Annotated in this window: 13 protein-coding genes; 8 read left to right on the forward strand and 5 right to left on the reverse strand. The window is 71.7% G+C overall.

The genetic code is table 11. The features are described from left to right. The first annotated feature begins 13 nt into the window (after window positions 1-13). From ACG02S_RS03045 to fabG, 4 genes are read left to right on the forward strand one after another with little or no spacing between them, the layout of a single operon-like run. On the forward strand, window positions 14-1,204 hold the full coding sequence (locus ACG02S_RS03045; RefSeq protein ID WP_394468967.1) for a beta-ketoacyl-[acyl-carrier-protein] synthase family protein: 1,191 nt from the start codon (window positions 14-16) through the stop codon (window positions 1,202-1,204). After that, window positions 1,201-1,995 (forward strand): beta-ketoacyl synthase chain length factor, encoded by a 795-nt coding sequence (locus ACG02S_RS03050; protein ID WP_394468968.1) that lies wholly within the window; start codon window positions 1,201-1,203, stop codon window positions 1,993-1,995. Before ACG02S_RS03045 ends, ACG02S_RS03050 begins: the two co-directional genes overlap by 4 nt. After that, window positions 1,992-2,486, forward strand: coding sequence for a hotdog family protein (locus ACG02S_RS03055; protein WP_394468969.1), 495 nt, complete (start codon window positions 1,992-1,994; stop codon window positions 2,484-2,486). Before ACG02S_RS03050 ends, ACG02S_RS03055 begins: the two co-directional genes overlap by 4 nt. Window positions 2,487-2,496: 10 nt before the next feature. After that, the gene (gene fabG, locus ACG02S_RS03060) at window positions 2,497-3,243 is read left to right on the forward strand and encodes a 3-oxoacyl-ACP reductase FabG (RefSeq protein ID WP_394468970.1); all 747 of its coding nucleotides are present in this window, start codon (window positions 2,497-2,499) and stop codon (window positions 3,241-3,243) included. Here the strand turns inward: fabG and ACG02S_RS03065 are convergent. Further along, window positions 3,240-4,202 carry a hypothetical protein gene (locus ACG02S_RS03065; RefSeq protein WP_394468971.1) on the reverse strand — a complete coding sequence of 321 codons (963 nt, stop codon included), beginning with the start codon at window positions 4,200-4,202 and terminating at the stop codon, window positions 3,240-3,242. The genes fabG and ACG02S_RS03065 overlap by 4 nt on opposite strands. A gap of 278 nt (window positions 4,203-4,480) precedes the next feature. On the opposite strand from ACG02S_RS03065, the gene ACG02S_RS03070 reads away from it, so the two are divergent. Genes ACG02S_RS03070 through ACG02S_RS03085 form a run of 4 tightly spaced genes read left to right on the forward strand, consistent with a single transcriptional unit; the run spans window position 4,481 to window position 8,987 of the window. Then, window positions 4,481-5,209 carry an alpha/beta hydrolase-fold protein gene (locus tag ACG02S_RS03070; RefSeq protein ID WP_394468972.1) on the forward strand — a complete coding sequence of 243 codons (729 nt, stop codon included), beginning with the start codon at window positions 4,481-4,483 and terminating at the stop codon, window positions 5,207-5,209. Further along, window positions 5,206-6,444 (forward strand): beta-ketoacyl-ACP synthase, encoded by a 1,239-nt coding sequence (locus ACG02S_RS03075; RefSeq protein WP_394468973.1) that lies wholly within the window; start codon window positions 5,206-5,208, stop codon window positions 6,442-6,444. Before ACG02S_RS03070 ends, ACG02S_RS03075 begins: the two co-directional genes overlap by 4 nt. Then, entirely contained in the window at window positions 6,441-7,280 is an 840-nt protein-coding gene (locus ACG02S_RS03080; protein ID WP_394468974.1) for a beta-ketoacyl synthase chain length factor, read from the forward strand. Before ACG02S_RS03075 ends, ACG02S_RS03080 begins: the two co-directional genes overlap by 4 nt. 30 nt (window positions 7,281-7,310) lie before the next feature. Next, window positions 7,311-8,987, forward strand: a complete 1,677-nt coding sequence (locus ACG02S_RS03085; protein ID WP_394468975.1) for an NAD(P)/FAD-dependent oxidoreductase — start codon at window positions 7,311-7,313, stop codon at window positions 8,985-8,987. A gap of 114 nt (window positions 8,988-9,101) precedes the next feature. On the opposite strand, the gene ACG02S_RS03090 is transcribed toward ACG02S_RS03085, so the two are convergent. Genes ACG02S_RS03090 through ACG02S_RS03105 form a run of 4 tightly spaced genes read right to left on the reverse strand, consistent with a single transcriptional unit; the run spans window position 9,102 to window position 13,061 of the window. After that, window positions 9,102-9,881 (reverse strand): glycosyltransferase family 2 protein, encoded by a 780-nt coding sequence (locus tag ACG02S_RS03090; RefSeq protein ID WP_394468976.1) that lies wholly within the window; start codon window positions 9,879-9,881, stop codon window positions 9,102-9,104. Further along, the gene (locus ACG02S_RS03095) at window positions 9,878-10,645 is read right to left on the reverse strand and encodes a lysophospholipid acyltransferase family protein (protein ID WP_394468977.1); all 768 of its coding nucleotides are present in this window, start codon (window positions 10,643-10,645) and stop codon (window positions 9,878-9,880) included. Before ACG02S_RS03095 ends, ACG02S_RS03090 begins: the two co-directional genes overlap by 4 nt. Next, window positions 10,642-11,706, reverse strand: coding sequence for a chorismate transformation FkbO/Hyg5 family protein (locus ACG02S_RS03100; protein ID WP_394468978.1), 1,065 nt, complete (start codon window positions 11,704-11,706; stop codon window positions 10,642-10,644). Before ACG02S_RS03100 ends, ACG02S_RS03095 begins: the two co-directional genes overlap by 4 nt. Next, window positions 11,703-13,061, reverse strand: a complete 1,359-nt coding sequence (locus ACG02S_RS03105; protein ID WP_394468979.1) for an NAD(P)/FAD-dependent oxidoreductase — start codon at window positions 13,059-13,061, stop codon at window positions 11,703-11,705. The genes ACG02S_RS03100 and ACG02S_RS03105 overlap by 4 nt, the downstream gene beginning before the upstream one ends. Window positions 13,062-13,181 lie beyond the last annotated feature (120 nt).

Genomic DNA, 13,181 nt, shown 5'->3' on the forward strand with positions numbered 1-13,181 from the left:
TGCCAAAGACTTCATGAATCCGATCCCCATCACCCACCACACGCTGGTCACTGCGCTGGGCCACGGCCGTGCGGCCACCTTCGCGGCCTTGCGCGACGGCCGCAGCGGCCTGGCGCGGCGCGGCTTCGAGACCGCCGACATCGGCTCCTGGCTGGGCGTCGTGGATGGCCTGGACACGCTCGCCTGGCGCGACGATCTGGCCGCCTACGATTGCCGTAACAACCGCCTGGCCGAGCTGGCGCTGCGCACCGACGGCTTTGCCGAGGCCGTGCAGGCCGCCGCCGCGCGCTGGGGCGCGAAGCGCGTGGGCGTTTTCCTGGGCACCAGCACCTCGGGCATCCTGCAGACCGAGCTGGCCTACCGCGAGCGTGACCCCGCCACCGGCGCGCTGCCCAACAGCCTGCATTACAGCGAGACGCACAACACCGCGTCGGTGGCGCGTTATGTGCGCGCCGCGCTGGGCCTGCAGGGGCCGGCGCACGTGGTGTCCACCGCCTGCTCGTCCAGCGCCAAGGTCTACGCCGCGGCCGAACGCGCCATCCGGCTGGGCCTGGTGAATGCCGCCGTGGTGGGCGGCGTCGACAGCCTGTGCATGACCACGCTTTACGGCTTCAAGGCGCTGGAGCTGACATCGGCCGCCATCTGCCGCCCCTGGGACGCGGAGCGCGCCGGCCTGTCCATCGGCGAGGCTGCAGCCTTTGCGCTGCTGGAGCGCGCAGACAGCCCGGCCCGGCCCATGGGCTGGCTGCTGGGGGCCGGCGAAAGCAGCGACGGCCACCACATGAGCAGCCCCCACCCCGAGGGTGCCGGCGCGGCGCTGGCCATGCGTGCGGCGCTGGCCCAGGCGGGCCTCGCGCCCGCGCAGGTGGACTACCTCAACCTGCACGGCACCGCCACGCCGGGCAACGACGCCGCCGAGGACCGCGCCGTGTGTGCCGTGTTTGGCACCGACACGCCCTGCAGCAGCACCAAGGGCTACACCGGCCACACGTTGGGCGCGGCGGGCGGCGTGGAAGCCAGCATCGCGCTGCTGGCGCTGGAGCACGGCCAGGCACCGCCCAGCCTGAACCTGCAGAGGCAAGACCCGGCCCTGCACGCGCGCCTGCTGCGCGAGCCGCTGCAGGCCGCGTTGAAAGTCGTGGCCAGCAACTCGTTCGGTTTCGGCGGCAGCAATGCCAGCCTCATCCTCGGGGCCGCATCGTGAGCACGCTGACCGTCAACATCCTCGGCATCGGCCTGCTGGGCCCAGGCCTGCCCGACTGGACCGCAGGCGCCGCCGCCCTGCGCGACCCCGCCACTTGGATCGACACCCCCACCGTCTTGCCGCCGCCGCAGCGCCTGCCGGCGACCGAACGGCGCCGCGCCGGGCCGGTAGTGAAGGTGAGCCTCGTCGCTGCCGACCAAGCCGTGGCGGCCTCGGGGCTGGACGCGGCGGCCCTGCCCACGGTGTTCACCTCGTCCACCGGCGAGCCGTCCAACTGCCACGCGCTGTGCGAGTCGCTGGCCGCGCCCGAGCGCATGGTGTCACCCACGCGCTTCACCAACTCGGTCCACAACGCGCCCGGCGGCTACTGGCACATCGCCGTGCACGGCATGGCCCCGTCCACCAGCCTGGCCGCGCACGACGCCAGCTTCGGCGCCGGCCTGCTCGAAGCGATCACGCAGGTGGCGGCCACCGGCGCGCCGGTGCTGCTGGTAGCGGCGGACGTGCCGTACCCGGCGCCGATGGACGCCAAACGGCCCACCCGCGACGCCGTCGGCGTTGCCCTGGTGCTGGCGCCGGCAACGGACACCGGCACCACGCTCAGCCTGCAACTGGTGCCCGAAGCCCCGCCCACCGGCTGCGGCCACGCGGGCCTGGACCAGCTGCGCCAGGGCGTGCCCGCCGCGCGTGCGCTGCCCTTGCTGCAGGCGCTGGCGCGTGGCGGCTCAAGCGCGCTGGTGCTGGAAGGCCTGCCGGGCTTGAGTCTGGCGCTCACCGTGAACGCCGCATGAACGCGCCTGTTGAATCGCCGCGCCCCGCCACACTGGACCGTGACGGCATCGCCGCCCGCATTCCGCACAGCGGCAGCATGTGCCTGCTGGACGCGCTGCTGCAGTGGAGCCCCGAGCAGGCGCTGTGCCGTGCCACCAGCCACCGCGACACCGCCAACCCGCTGCGCTCGCCCGGCGGGTTGCTGTCTCCCGTGGCCATCGAATACGCGTCCCAGGTCATGGCCTTACACGGCGCGCTGACAGCGGCCCCAGGCAGCGTGCCCTCGGCCGGCTTCCTGGCGGCGGCGCGTGGCGTCAACCTGCACGTGGCGCGGCTGGACGACGTGTCCGGCCCGCTGCTGGTCAGCGTCACCCGCGTGGCCGGTGCCGACGCCCAGGCGCTCTACCAGTTCGAGCTGCGCGACGACACCGGCCGCCTGCTGGTGGACGGCCGCGCCACCGTCGTGCTGAACACCCCTTTGCCCCGGCCGGCCACGTCGGCGGCGCACTGAGAGCCCTCCGATGACTACTTCCACCCCCTCCCTGCAAGGCAAGCGTGCCCTTGTCACCGGCGCCAGTGGCGCCTTGGGCGGCGCAATAGCCCGCCGCCTGGCCGCCGATGGTGCGCACCTGTTGCTGCATGCCAATGCCAACGCCACCGCCGTGCAGGCGCTGGCCGAGGAGTTGACCGCCACCGGCGGCAGCGCCGAAACGATGGTCTTCGACCTGACCAACGACGAGGCCACCTCCACGGCCGTGGCGCAGATGCTGGCGGGCGGCGCGGTGCAGATCGTCGTCAACAACGCCGGCATCCACGACGATGCCGTGTTCCCTGGCATGCGCGCCGAGCAGTGGCACCGCGTCATCGACGTGTCTCTGCACGGCTTCTTCCGCGTCACGCAGCCGCTGATGCTGCCCATGCTGCGCACGCGCTGGGGCCGGGTCATCAACATCTCGTCGGTGGCCGCGCTGTCGGGCAACCGCGGGCAGGTCAACTACTCGGCGGCCAAGGGCGCGCTGAACAGCGCGACCAAATCGCTGAGCCAGGAAGTGGCCAGCCGCGGCGTGACGGTGAACGCCATCGCGCCGGGCATCATCGCTTCGCCCATGGCCGATGGCACGTTCGACAAGGCCATGATCGAACGCATGGTCCCCGCCAAGCGCGCCGGCATGCCCGAGGAGGTGGCGGCGCTGGCCGGCTTCCTGGCCAGCCCGGACGCCGGCTACATCACCGGGCAGGTGATCTCGGTCAACGGCGGGCTGTACTAAAGCCCTGCGGCCGGCGCCGCAGCCGCGCCCGAGAAGCTCGGTCCGTTCAGCGCCGCCAGGTCATAGCCCCGGTTTACGTCGAGGCCGGCGATGTGCCAGTCGTGCGCGGGCAGGCGCAGCGGGTGCACCACCTCCTCGTAGCTGCGCATGGGCCACAGCACGCCAAAGCGGCGCTGGTGCTCAAAGGTATCCACCTCGGCCACGGCGCCCTGCGTGCTGGCAAAGCCTTCCAGCGTGAACTGCACGCGGCGCGTGATGCCTTGCTCGGCATCGATGAACACGGCCACCCGATCCAGCGCCACGCGCCCCAGGCCCGGCCGCTTCCATACCTGCACCACCTGGCAGGCGCGGCTGTCCACGCGGGCCGTGCCGCCCATCTGCATCGCATGGCCCTGGCCGGCCAGCCACAGCGGCCCGAGCAGGAACAAGCCGTAGGCCTCGGACACCAGCGCGGCGGCCGCGTCGGCATCGGCGTGGGTATTGGGCTGGCCGTTGAACCAGACCGCCACCTGGCCCTGGCCGCGCTGCCACAGCACGTGCTTGCGGCCCGCCGGGCCGGTGTACGCCTGCGCCACCACGCCGGCCTGCGGCAGCAGCCGCTCTTCCGACGCGCCGCGGAACCCCTTGTCAACCACCACGGGTTGCACGCGGTCGATCAGCGGCCGCCATGCCCCCTCGTAACGCACGTTGATGTCCTGCAGCTCCCGGTAGGCCGCCCAGCCGTGCTCGTCGGCGCTGTGCTGCAGCAGGCGCTCGGCTGCGGGATCATGCGCGACCGCTTCGGGCTGCACCAAAGGCAAAGGGGTACTACAGCCCGCCAGGCCCAAGGCCGGCAGCGCCGCGCCCGCCAGCAGCAGGCGACGGCGTGCGAAGAGGGGCGCCGCGGCGCTCGCGAGGGGCCAGGCAGACGAAACAGGCGAGAACGAAGCGGGCATGGCGATGGCGGAGCGATGTGGCATTCGACGGCAGGATGGCCGGCGAACCCGATGCCGCCGCACGATAGCGAGGCTGCGATACCCCTGCAGGCCTGCGGTCCACCAGGCGGCGGCGATACGATCCGCGCCCTGCGGCGTTTCGACTCATGCACCCCACCCGACCCCCACCCCCACCAGCCCGCCGGGGGCCGGCTTCTCCGCTGATGCCGGCTCCCCAAGCGCGCCAGTCGCGGCGCCGCCTTCTGATGGGGGGCGCCGCCGCCCTGGGTTCCCTGGTGACCTTGAGTGGTTGCAGCCTGCTCGTGCCCCCTGTTCTCGCCAAGATGGACTTGCTTCGTTACCCCGGCCCCTGCCCAGTCCGCTCCGACACCCTGGTGGTCATGCTGCCTGGGGCCTACAGCCGCCCGCCTGAGTTCGTGGCGGCCGGATTCCCGCAGGCGCTGCGTGAGCACGCCGTGAATGCTGACACCGTCATCGTCGACAGCCACTTCGGTTACTACACCGACCGCAGCGTACTGCGCCGGCTGCGCGAAGAGGTGGTGCTGCCGGCGCGCGCCGAGGGCTATCGGCGGATCTGGCTGGTGGGCATCTCCTTGGGCGGCATGGGCGCGCTGGGCTATGCCGTGCGTCACGGCGATGAGATCGACGGCGTGTTGGCGCTCGCGCCCTACCTGGGCCCGCGGCGCCTGACGCAGCAGGTGGACGACGCGGGTGGCCCGCGCGCCTGGCGCGCCGCCGGGCTGGACGCCGACGACCCCGATGACAGTGAGGAACTCGGCCGCGAGCTGTGGCGCGCCTTCGCGACGCCCGGTGCCGTGCGGCCGCCGGTGCACCTGGGCTACGGCCTGGATGACCGCTTCGCCAGCGCCCACGGCCGCTTTGCGGAGCTGCTGCTGCCCGACCGCGTGAGCACCGCACCGGGCGGCCACGACTGGCCGGTGTGGCGCGCGCTGTGGCAACAGTGGTTGAGCCTCGGCCTGCTGGCCGACAGCCGATGCGTGCATGTGGCTCCTGGCAAGGAGGCGCCATGACGCCGTTGGTGGTTCAGGCCTACACCGCCTCCTGCGCCGCCGGCGTGGGCCTGCCGGCGTTGGCCGCCGCGCTGCGCGCCAACACCAGCGGCCTGCAAACGCTGGCACCCGACGCAGCGCCTGCCTGGGCCGGCACCTCGCAAGCCCCGGCGGCCTGGGTCGGCGCACTCGATGCGCTGGCTGCGCAGCCCTTGCCGCCCCCGCTGGCCGACTGGGACTGCCGCCCCACGCGGCTGGCCTGGCAGGCCTTGCAGCAGGATGACTTCCTGGCCGCCGTGGCCGCCGCGCGCGCGCGCTGGGGCGCAGCCCGCGTGGGCCTGGTGCTGGGCACGTCGGCATCGACCATCGGTGATTCCGAGGCCGCCTACCGGCAGTTGGACGCCGACGGCGGCTTCCCCGCCGGACGCCGCAATCCGCGCCTGAACACGCCCCACGCGCTGGCCGCCTTCGTGCAGCAGGCGCTGGCGCTGCAGGGCCCGGCGGTGACGGTGTCCACCGCCTGCTCGTCCAGCGCCAAGGCCATGGGCAGCGCGCGGCGCTGGCTGCAGGCGGGCGTGGTGGATGCGGTGGTGGTGGCTGGCGTGGAAGCGCTCAGCGCCAGTCTGCTGTTCGGCTTCCGGTCGCTGGGCCTGCTGGCTGAAGCGCCTTGCCAGCCCTTCGGCGCCGCGCGCAAGGGCATCAGCCTGGGCGAGGCCGCGGCCTTCGCGCTGCTGCAGCGCCATGAAGCCGACACGCCGCCCGAGGCCCTGTGCCTGCTGGGCGACGGCGAGGCCAACGACGCCCACCACATGTCGGCCCCACATCCGCAAGGCCTGGGCGCCGAGCTGGCGCTGAACGCGGCGCTGGCGCGGGCCGGCCTGTCGAGCGCGCAGATCGACTTCGTCAACCTGCACGGCACCGCTACGCCGGCCAACGACGCGGTGGAAGCTGCCCTCGTAGCCCGCCGCTACGCGCCCACCCTGCACGCCTGCGCCACCAAGGGCCTGACCGGCCACACCATGGGCGCGGCCGGGCTGCTGGAGGCGGTGGTGTGCCTGCTGGCGCTGCGGGATGACCTGCGGCCGGGCAGCGCGCACACGCCTGCCGCCGACCCGCAGTTCGACCCGGTGTTCGCAGCACAGTTGCGCCTGCAACCGTTCAATGGACCCGTGCGCCATGCAGCCAGCCACTCCTTCGGTTTCGGCGGCAACAACTGCGTGCTCGTGTTCGGGCGCGCGGCGGAGGCCCACGCATGAGCACGCCGACGTTCCAACGGCTGTACGTCGAAGGCCTGGCGCTGTGGTCGCCGTCGCTGCCGGGCTGGACGGCGGCGGCCCCGGCGCTGCAAGGCCTGCCCACGCCAGCGTCCGATGCGCCGCTGCTCAGTCGGCCCAGCCCCGCGCTGCTGGCCGCCAACGAGCGCCGCCGCGCGCCGGACGGCGTGCTGGTGGCGCTGGAGGTCGCCGCGGCGGCGGTGACCATGGCCGGACGCGACGTGGCGACGCTGCCCAGCGTCTTCACCTCCGCCCACGGCGACCTGGCCGTGGTCGATGCGCTGTGCACGACGCTGGCCAGCGACCCCACGCTGCTGTCGCCCACGCGCTTCCACCACTCTGTGCACAACGCCGCGTCGGGCTACTGGGCCATGGCCACCGGCTGCCATGCGCCCAGCAGCGCCGTGGCCGGCTTCGAGGCCAGCTTTGCACTCGGCCTGCTGGAGGCTGCCACCCAGGCCGCCACCGAGGGCACGCCGGTGCTGCTGGCCGGCTTCGACACCGACGCGCGCGGCGCGCTGGCCTCGGTCACGCGCAGCCGTGGCCTGCTGGGTGTGGCCCTGGTGCTGGCGCCCGAACACAGCGCCGCCACCCGCGCCGTGCTGGACTGGTGCGTGCAGCCGGGCAGTGCCCAACTCACGGCGCCCCTCAACGCGCTGCAAAGCCCCGCCGCCCAGGCGCTGGCGGGCAACGCGATGGCCGATGCGCTGTCGCTGTTCGAGGTGCTGGCGCGCCTGGAGGCCCAGCCCGACGCCAGCGAAGCCCTGCAACTGCCCCTGGGTCCCAGCGGCTTCCTGCACTTGCGCACAATGCGCTGAACGCGCGAACGCGCCGCTTTTGACCTTCCGATGCACACCGAATCCGCTCCCGCTTCGACCGACGTCCTCATCATGGGCGGCGGCCTGGCCGGCATGACGCTGGCCCTGCAGCTGCGCCAACGCCTGCCCGACCTCAACGTGCTGGTGCTGGAACGCCGCGCCCATCCTGTGCCCGTGGCCTGCCACAAGGTGGGCGAAAGCAGCGTGGAGATCGGCGCGCACTACTTCGAGCACACGCTGGGCCTGCGCGAGCATCTGCAGGGCGAACAGCTGCGCAAGTTCGGCTTTCGCTTCTTCTTCAGCGAGGGGCGGCGCGACCTGCACCGCGTCACCGAGCTGGGTGCCAGCCGCCCGCTGCCGGTGGCCAGCTACCAGATCGACCGGGGCATCTTCGAGAACTTCCTTGGCGAGGAATGCCAGCGCCGCGGCATCCGCTTCATCGACGAAGCCATGGTCCGCCACCTTGACCTGAGCGACGACGGCAACCTGCACACCGTGCAATGGCAGCAGACCGGCCAGGAGCTGGTCACGACGCAGGCCCGCTGGGTCATCGACGCCTGCGGGCGCGCGGGGCTCATCAAGCGCAAGCTGGGCCTGGCGCGCGAGAACAACCACGCCGCGCACGCCGTGTGGTTCCGCATCAGCGATCGCGTCCACCTGGACGCCTGGCCGCTGGAAGGCGAGCACGGCGGAGACGCGGAAGCTGCAGCCGCCACCGCCTGGCGCTCGCGCTGCGTGACGCCCACGCGCTGGCTGTCCACCAACCACCTGGTGGGCGCGGGCTACTGGGTGTGGCTCATCCCGCTGGCCTCGGGCTCGCACTCGGTGGGCATCGTGGCCGATCCGAAGTACCACCCACTGGACCGCATGAACACCTTCGACAAGGCGATGGACTGGCTGCGCGAGTTCCAGCCCGCGCTGTTCGACGACCTCGACGGCAAGCGCGACAAGCTGCAGGACTTCGCCTTCTTCAAGCGCTTCAGCTACGACTGCAGCCAGGTGTTCAGCGAGCACCGCTGGGCGCTCACCGGCGAGGCCGGGCGCTTCCTCGACCCGTTCTACTCACCCGGCAGCGACTTCATCGCCATCGGCAACACCTACATCACCGAGCTGATCGCACGCGACCGCGCCGGCCAGCGCCTGGCCGCGCACACGCAGGTGTATGAGCAGGTCTACCGGTCGTTCTACGACAGCACGCTGGCGCTGTACGTCGACCAGTACGGCCTGTTCGGCGACCCTGAAGTGCTGCCCACCAAGGTGATCTGGGACTACACCTACTACTGGAGCGTGCTCGCGCAGATGTTCTGCCACGAACGCCTGACCGACCTGGCCTCGCTGAGCCACCTGCGCGACGAACTCGCCGTGTGCCAGCAGCTCAACATCGAGGTGCAGCACTTCCTGCGCGCCTGGGGCGAGGTCAGCCAGCGCCGCAACCTGCCGGTCATGCTGGACCAGGCCTCGGTGCCGTGGTTCGTGGAACTGAACCGCAGCCTGCAGGACACCGACATGAGCGATGAAGCCTTCCGCCAACGCATCCGCCAGGCGGCGCTGACGCTGCGGCAGCTGGCCGGCGAACTGCTGCAACGCGGGCTGGACGAACACCCGGGTCTGGACGGGCGTGCCCTGATGGCGCTGTTGCCGCCGCAGGCGCTGGAAAAGCCGGCGCACGGCCTGCTGTTCCCGAGCGCGGAGGCGTTGGCGGCTTGAAGCGGTTCGGGTTGCAGTCAAGATCGGGCGCATGAGCTTCGGCCTTGCCCCGTGCCGCAACAGTTGGCGGCTCATGACCCGCCCTACAGCTCAACCCGAACAGGCCCCGATCCCTCAGCGCTGGAACGGCGCCCGCCCGGCCGCCTTGCGCCACGCCAGCACCGGCAGGCGCAGTACGAACTCCACCATCAGCCGGGTGTGCATCCAGGTCAGCAGCACGTTGTCGCGCACGTAGCGGAAGTGCGAGACGCCGCCTTCGTCGGCGCGCAGGTACTTCACCGGCGCGTCCAGGTTGACCGGCTTCACGCCGCGCCAGGCCAGGCGCACCACGGCCTCGGTGTCGAAGTCGAAGCGGCGCATCCAGGGCTGGCGCGCCATCACCGCCGCCAGCGCGGCCACCGGATAGACGCGAAAACCATACAGCGAATCGGCCACGCCGGCGCCCAGCGTTTCGAGGTTGGTCCACCAGTTGGACACGCGGCGCCCGCGCACGCGCAGCAGCGGCGCACTGGCGTCGAACACCGGGCGGCCGAGCACCATGGTGTCGGGCCGGGCCAGCGAGGCCTGCATGAAGGCCGGGATCAGGTCGGCCGGATGCTGGCCGTCGCTGTCCATTGCCAGCGCATGGGTGAAGCCTTCGGCCTGGGCCAGTTGCAGGCCATGCAGCACGGCCGCGCCCTTGCCGCAGTTCTGCGGCAGCACCCACACGCGCAGGCCGGGGTCTGCCGCCGCCATGACTTGCAGGCCCTCGGCGGTGCCGTCGGTGCTGCCGTCCACCACCACCCACACGGGCGCCCATTGGGCGCGCGCGGCGCGCACGGTGGCGTACACCTGCTCGCCGGTGTTGTAGCTGGGGATGAGCACCAGGTGCGTGGAGGAGGGCGTCGTGGTCATCGTGGGTGAGGATCGTGCAGCGGCGTCTGGCGCACGCCGGAGGCAAAGTAGGCCTCCAGCTCGCGCAACTGGGCTGCCGGGTCGTGGGCGGGTTCAAAGCGTTGCCCCAGGCGCACCGTGAAGACGATGGGCAACGGCGGCAGCCGCCACAGCGGCCAGCCCTTGCAGAGGTAGGGCGACGAGGTGTCGATGAACACGGTCTGGATGGGCGCGCCCGCACGCTTGGCGATCAGGCAGACGCCGCCCCGGAAGGAGTTGACGGGCGGCTGGGTGGTGCGGGTGCCCTCGGGGAACAGCACCAACTGCCCACCCTGCCGCAGGTCCTGTACCGCCAGCCGCACCAGGCCGCGCGGCGAATCGTTGCGGAGGTAGCGGGCCAGGCGGGCGCCGGGTGCCAGCAATGGGTTGCGCATCAGGCTGGCCTTCATGATGCACGCGCTGCGCGGCAGGCGCGCCACGAGCATCATCGCGTCGAGCATGCTGGGGTGGTTGGCGACGACGATGAGCCCGCCCTCGTCACGCAGCGCATCCAGCGGCTCCGAGTGCAGGCGCATCATGCCGGCGGTGCGTGCCATCCACCAGAACACACGGTAGCCCGCAGCGATGCCGGCACGGCCCACTCGCCGCCCGGTGTCGCGCGGCAGCAGCGGGTAGAGCACCAGCGCCACCGCGTTCCACAGCAGCGAGCCCAGCCCGAGGAACAGCAGCATGTGCTGCAGTGCCAGCCACTGAAGCGGCAGGCCGAGCCAGCGCAGCACCGTCACGCCAGTGCCCCGGGCGCAAAGGCGTGGGCTTCGATCTCGACCAGTAGATCGGCGCGGCAGATGTCAGCCTGCACGCAGGGCGGGTCCCGCCATGCCGGTTCAGCCTGGGCCAGCACCTGCGCCACCACGGGGGCGTCGGCCGCATGGCGCACATAGACGGTGGGCTGCAGATCGGCCAGCGTGTAGCGGGCGCTGCAGCCCCGGTGCGCGCTGGCGATGACCGCCTGCAGGTTGCGCAGGGTCTCCTGGGTCTGGGCGACCACGTCACCGGGGTGCACCGTGTGCTCGCCGACGATGCTGGCTGTGCCCGACACCAGCAGCGCCAGTTGGCCGCCGCCAGCGTCAGCCAGCGCTGCCCGCGAGAAGGTCGGCGCGCGCGGCCCGTAGGTGCGGCTGTAGCGGTAGGCCGAGACCTGCCGCGGGTTCTCCACTGGCTGTGACGCCACCCGGCCGGCCAGGAAGCGCACGCTCAGGCCGCCGGAGGACGCGCCTGCCGTGCCCAGCGCACACGCAGCGGGCGACCCTTCGAAGGGGTCGCGCCGGGCGTCCAGGAAGGCTTGCTGGCGGCCGATGTTGAACTGGCGGTAACGCTCAAGCCCGCCGCCGTCGGCGTTGATGCGGGGCAGGTAGTTCCAGATCCGCAGCGGCTGCGGGCAGCCACAGTCGGCCAGCGCCGCGAAGAGGTCTCGGTAGGCGCGGTACGTGGTCTGCTCCAGCGCGCCTTCCGCTTCGGGCAGGTCCAGTTGGCCGAAGGCCCAGTGCCCGTCGGTGCGCCACTGCACGCTGCCACTGCGGCCGCTGCGCAGCGTGCCGCCGCAGGTCAGCCAGGCATCCACCCAGGGCGGCGTGGTGCCCAGCAGCGGGGTGTCCAGCGTCGCCAGCCCGCCTGCATCGGCGTCAGGATCGGCATTGAGGGGCGCCACGCCCCATGCCAGGCCACCGAGCGCGAGCGAGCCGTTGTGAGGGCCGTCTCGCCACGCGGTCAGGTCGAGCCGGTCGGCGCGCAAGGCTATGCCACCGTGCGCGGGCTGCCCGCGCAACAAAGCGTCGCGTTCGCTCATCTGGGGTGGGCGGTGACGTTTTCGCCGCGCACGCCGCCGACGTCCCGGATCAGGTGGCGGCGGGCCCGCCAGGCGCGCAGCGTGCGCGGCAGCGAGAAGAGCGAGCCCAGGTAATACACGCCCTTGAACGCCGCCAGCGACGCCCAGATCGGCGTCCTGCGGTAGATGTCGCCGGCCAGCAGGGACAGCACGGCCTCCTGCATGCGCAGCGGATTGCGCGGATGCATGAACAGCTCGCGCAGCATGGGATTTGTCATGCGATGGATGAACCAGGAAAACTGCCGGGGGCCGTGGCGCATGCGCCGCTCGAACCGCCGCCGGGCGGCCGGGTAGGTGTCGGGCGCGTCCAGCGCCTTGGCCACCACCTCGGCGCCGTCGAAGGCGCTTTGCATCGCCAGGAAGACCCCCGAGGAAAACACGGGGTCGATGAAGGCGTAGGCGTCGCCCAGCAACAGGAAGCGGTCGCCCGCACAGCGGTCGGCGCTGTAGCTGTAGTTGCCAGTGGCCCACACATGGTCGTCGACCAGCACCGCCCCGTCGAGCCGGCGCGCCAGCTCGGGCGCCAGGGCGATGGTGTCGGCGAAGAACTCCTTCAGCGGCTTGTCGCGCTGCTTTAGGTACTCGGGCCAGCACACCGCACCGACGCTGGTGCTGCCGTCGGCCAGCGGGATGAACCAGAACCAGCCATGCGTGAACCAGAAGATGCTGATGTTGCCTTCCTGCTTGCCGGCCAGCCGCTGCGCGCCGCGGAAGTGCGCGAACAAGGCGGCGCTGTTGTGACGCCGGTTCTTGTGCTTCCAATGGTTCTGGGTGGCCAGCAGGGTGTCGCGGCCGCTGGCGTCGATGACGAACCTGGCGCGCCAGCGCTGCACGGCGCCGTCGTCCAGCAACGCCTCCACATCGGCACCTTGCGCATCGAACGTCACGCGGCGCACCTGGCAGCCCTCCAGCGTGCGCGCGCCGGCGGCAGCGGCGTTCCTGAACAGGATCTCGTCGAAATCGGCGCGCTTCACCTGCCAGGCCATGGGCAAGCGCTTGTCCCAGGCATCGCCGAACTCGACGAAGGTCCGGTGGCTGTGATGCGGCGAGCAGAACTCGACGCCCCACTTGGGCATGCCGATGGCCTCGACCTGCGCGCGAACGCCCAGCGCCTCCAGCTGCGGCACACCGGCGGGCAGCAGGGACTCACCAATATGAAAGCGCGGATGGTGTGCCTTTTCGACCAGCAGGACGTCCCGACCTTGCCGCGCCAGCAACGTGGCCATCGTGGAACCTGCAGGGCCGCCACCGACGATCAGCACGTCGCAAGGGTGGAAGGGCCCAGAATCGCGGGCGGCGGAGGTCTCCGAAGTCATGTGGGTTCGACGGTTGAGGGGCTGACGCGCCACCTCACGCGGGCTCGCGTGGGTCTGCAATCACGCAGTGTGGCGACGCACGCTCAAGCGCGTGGCCTCCCGATTATCTCTAACGCATTT

It is taken from the genome of Pelomonas dachongensis (assembly GCF_043555865.1).
GTDB lineage: Bacteria > Pseudomonadota > Gammaproteobacteria > Burkholderiales > Burkholderiaceae_C > Pelomonas > Pelomonas dachongensis.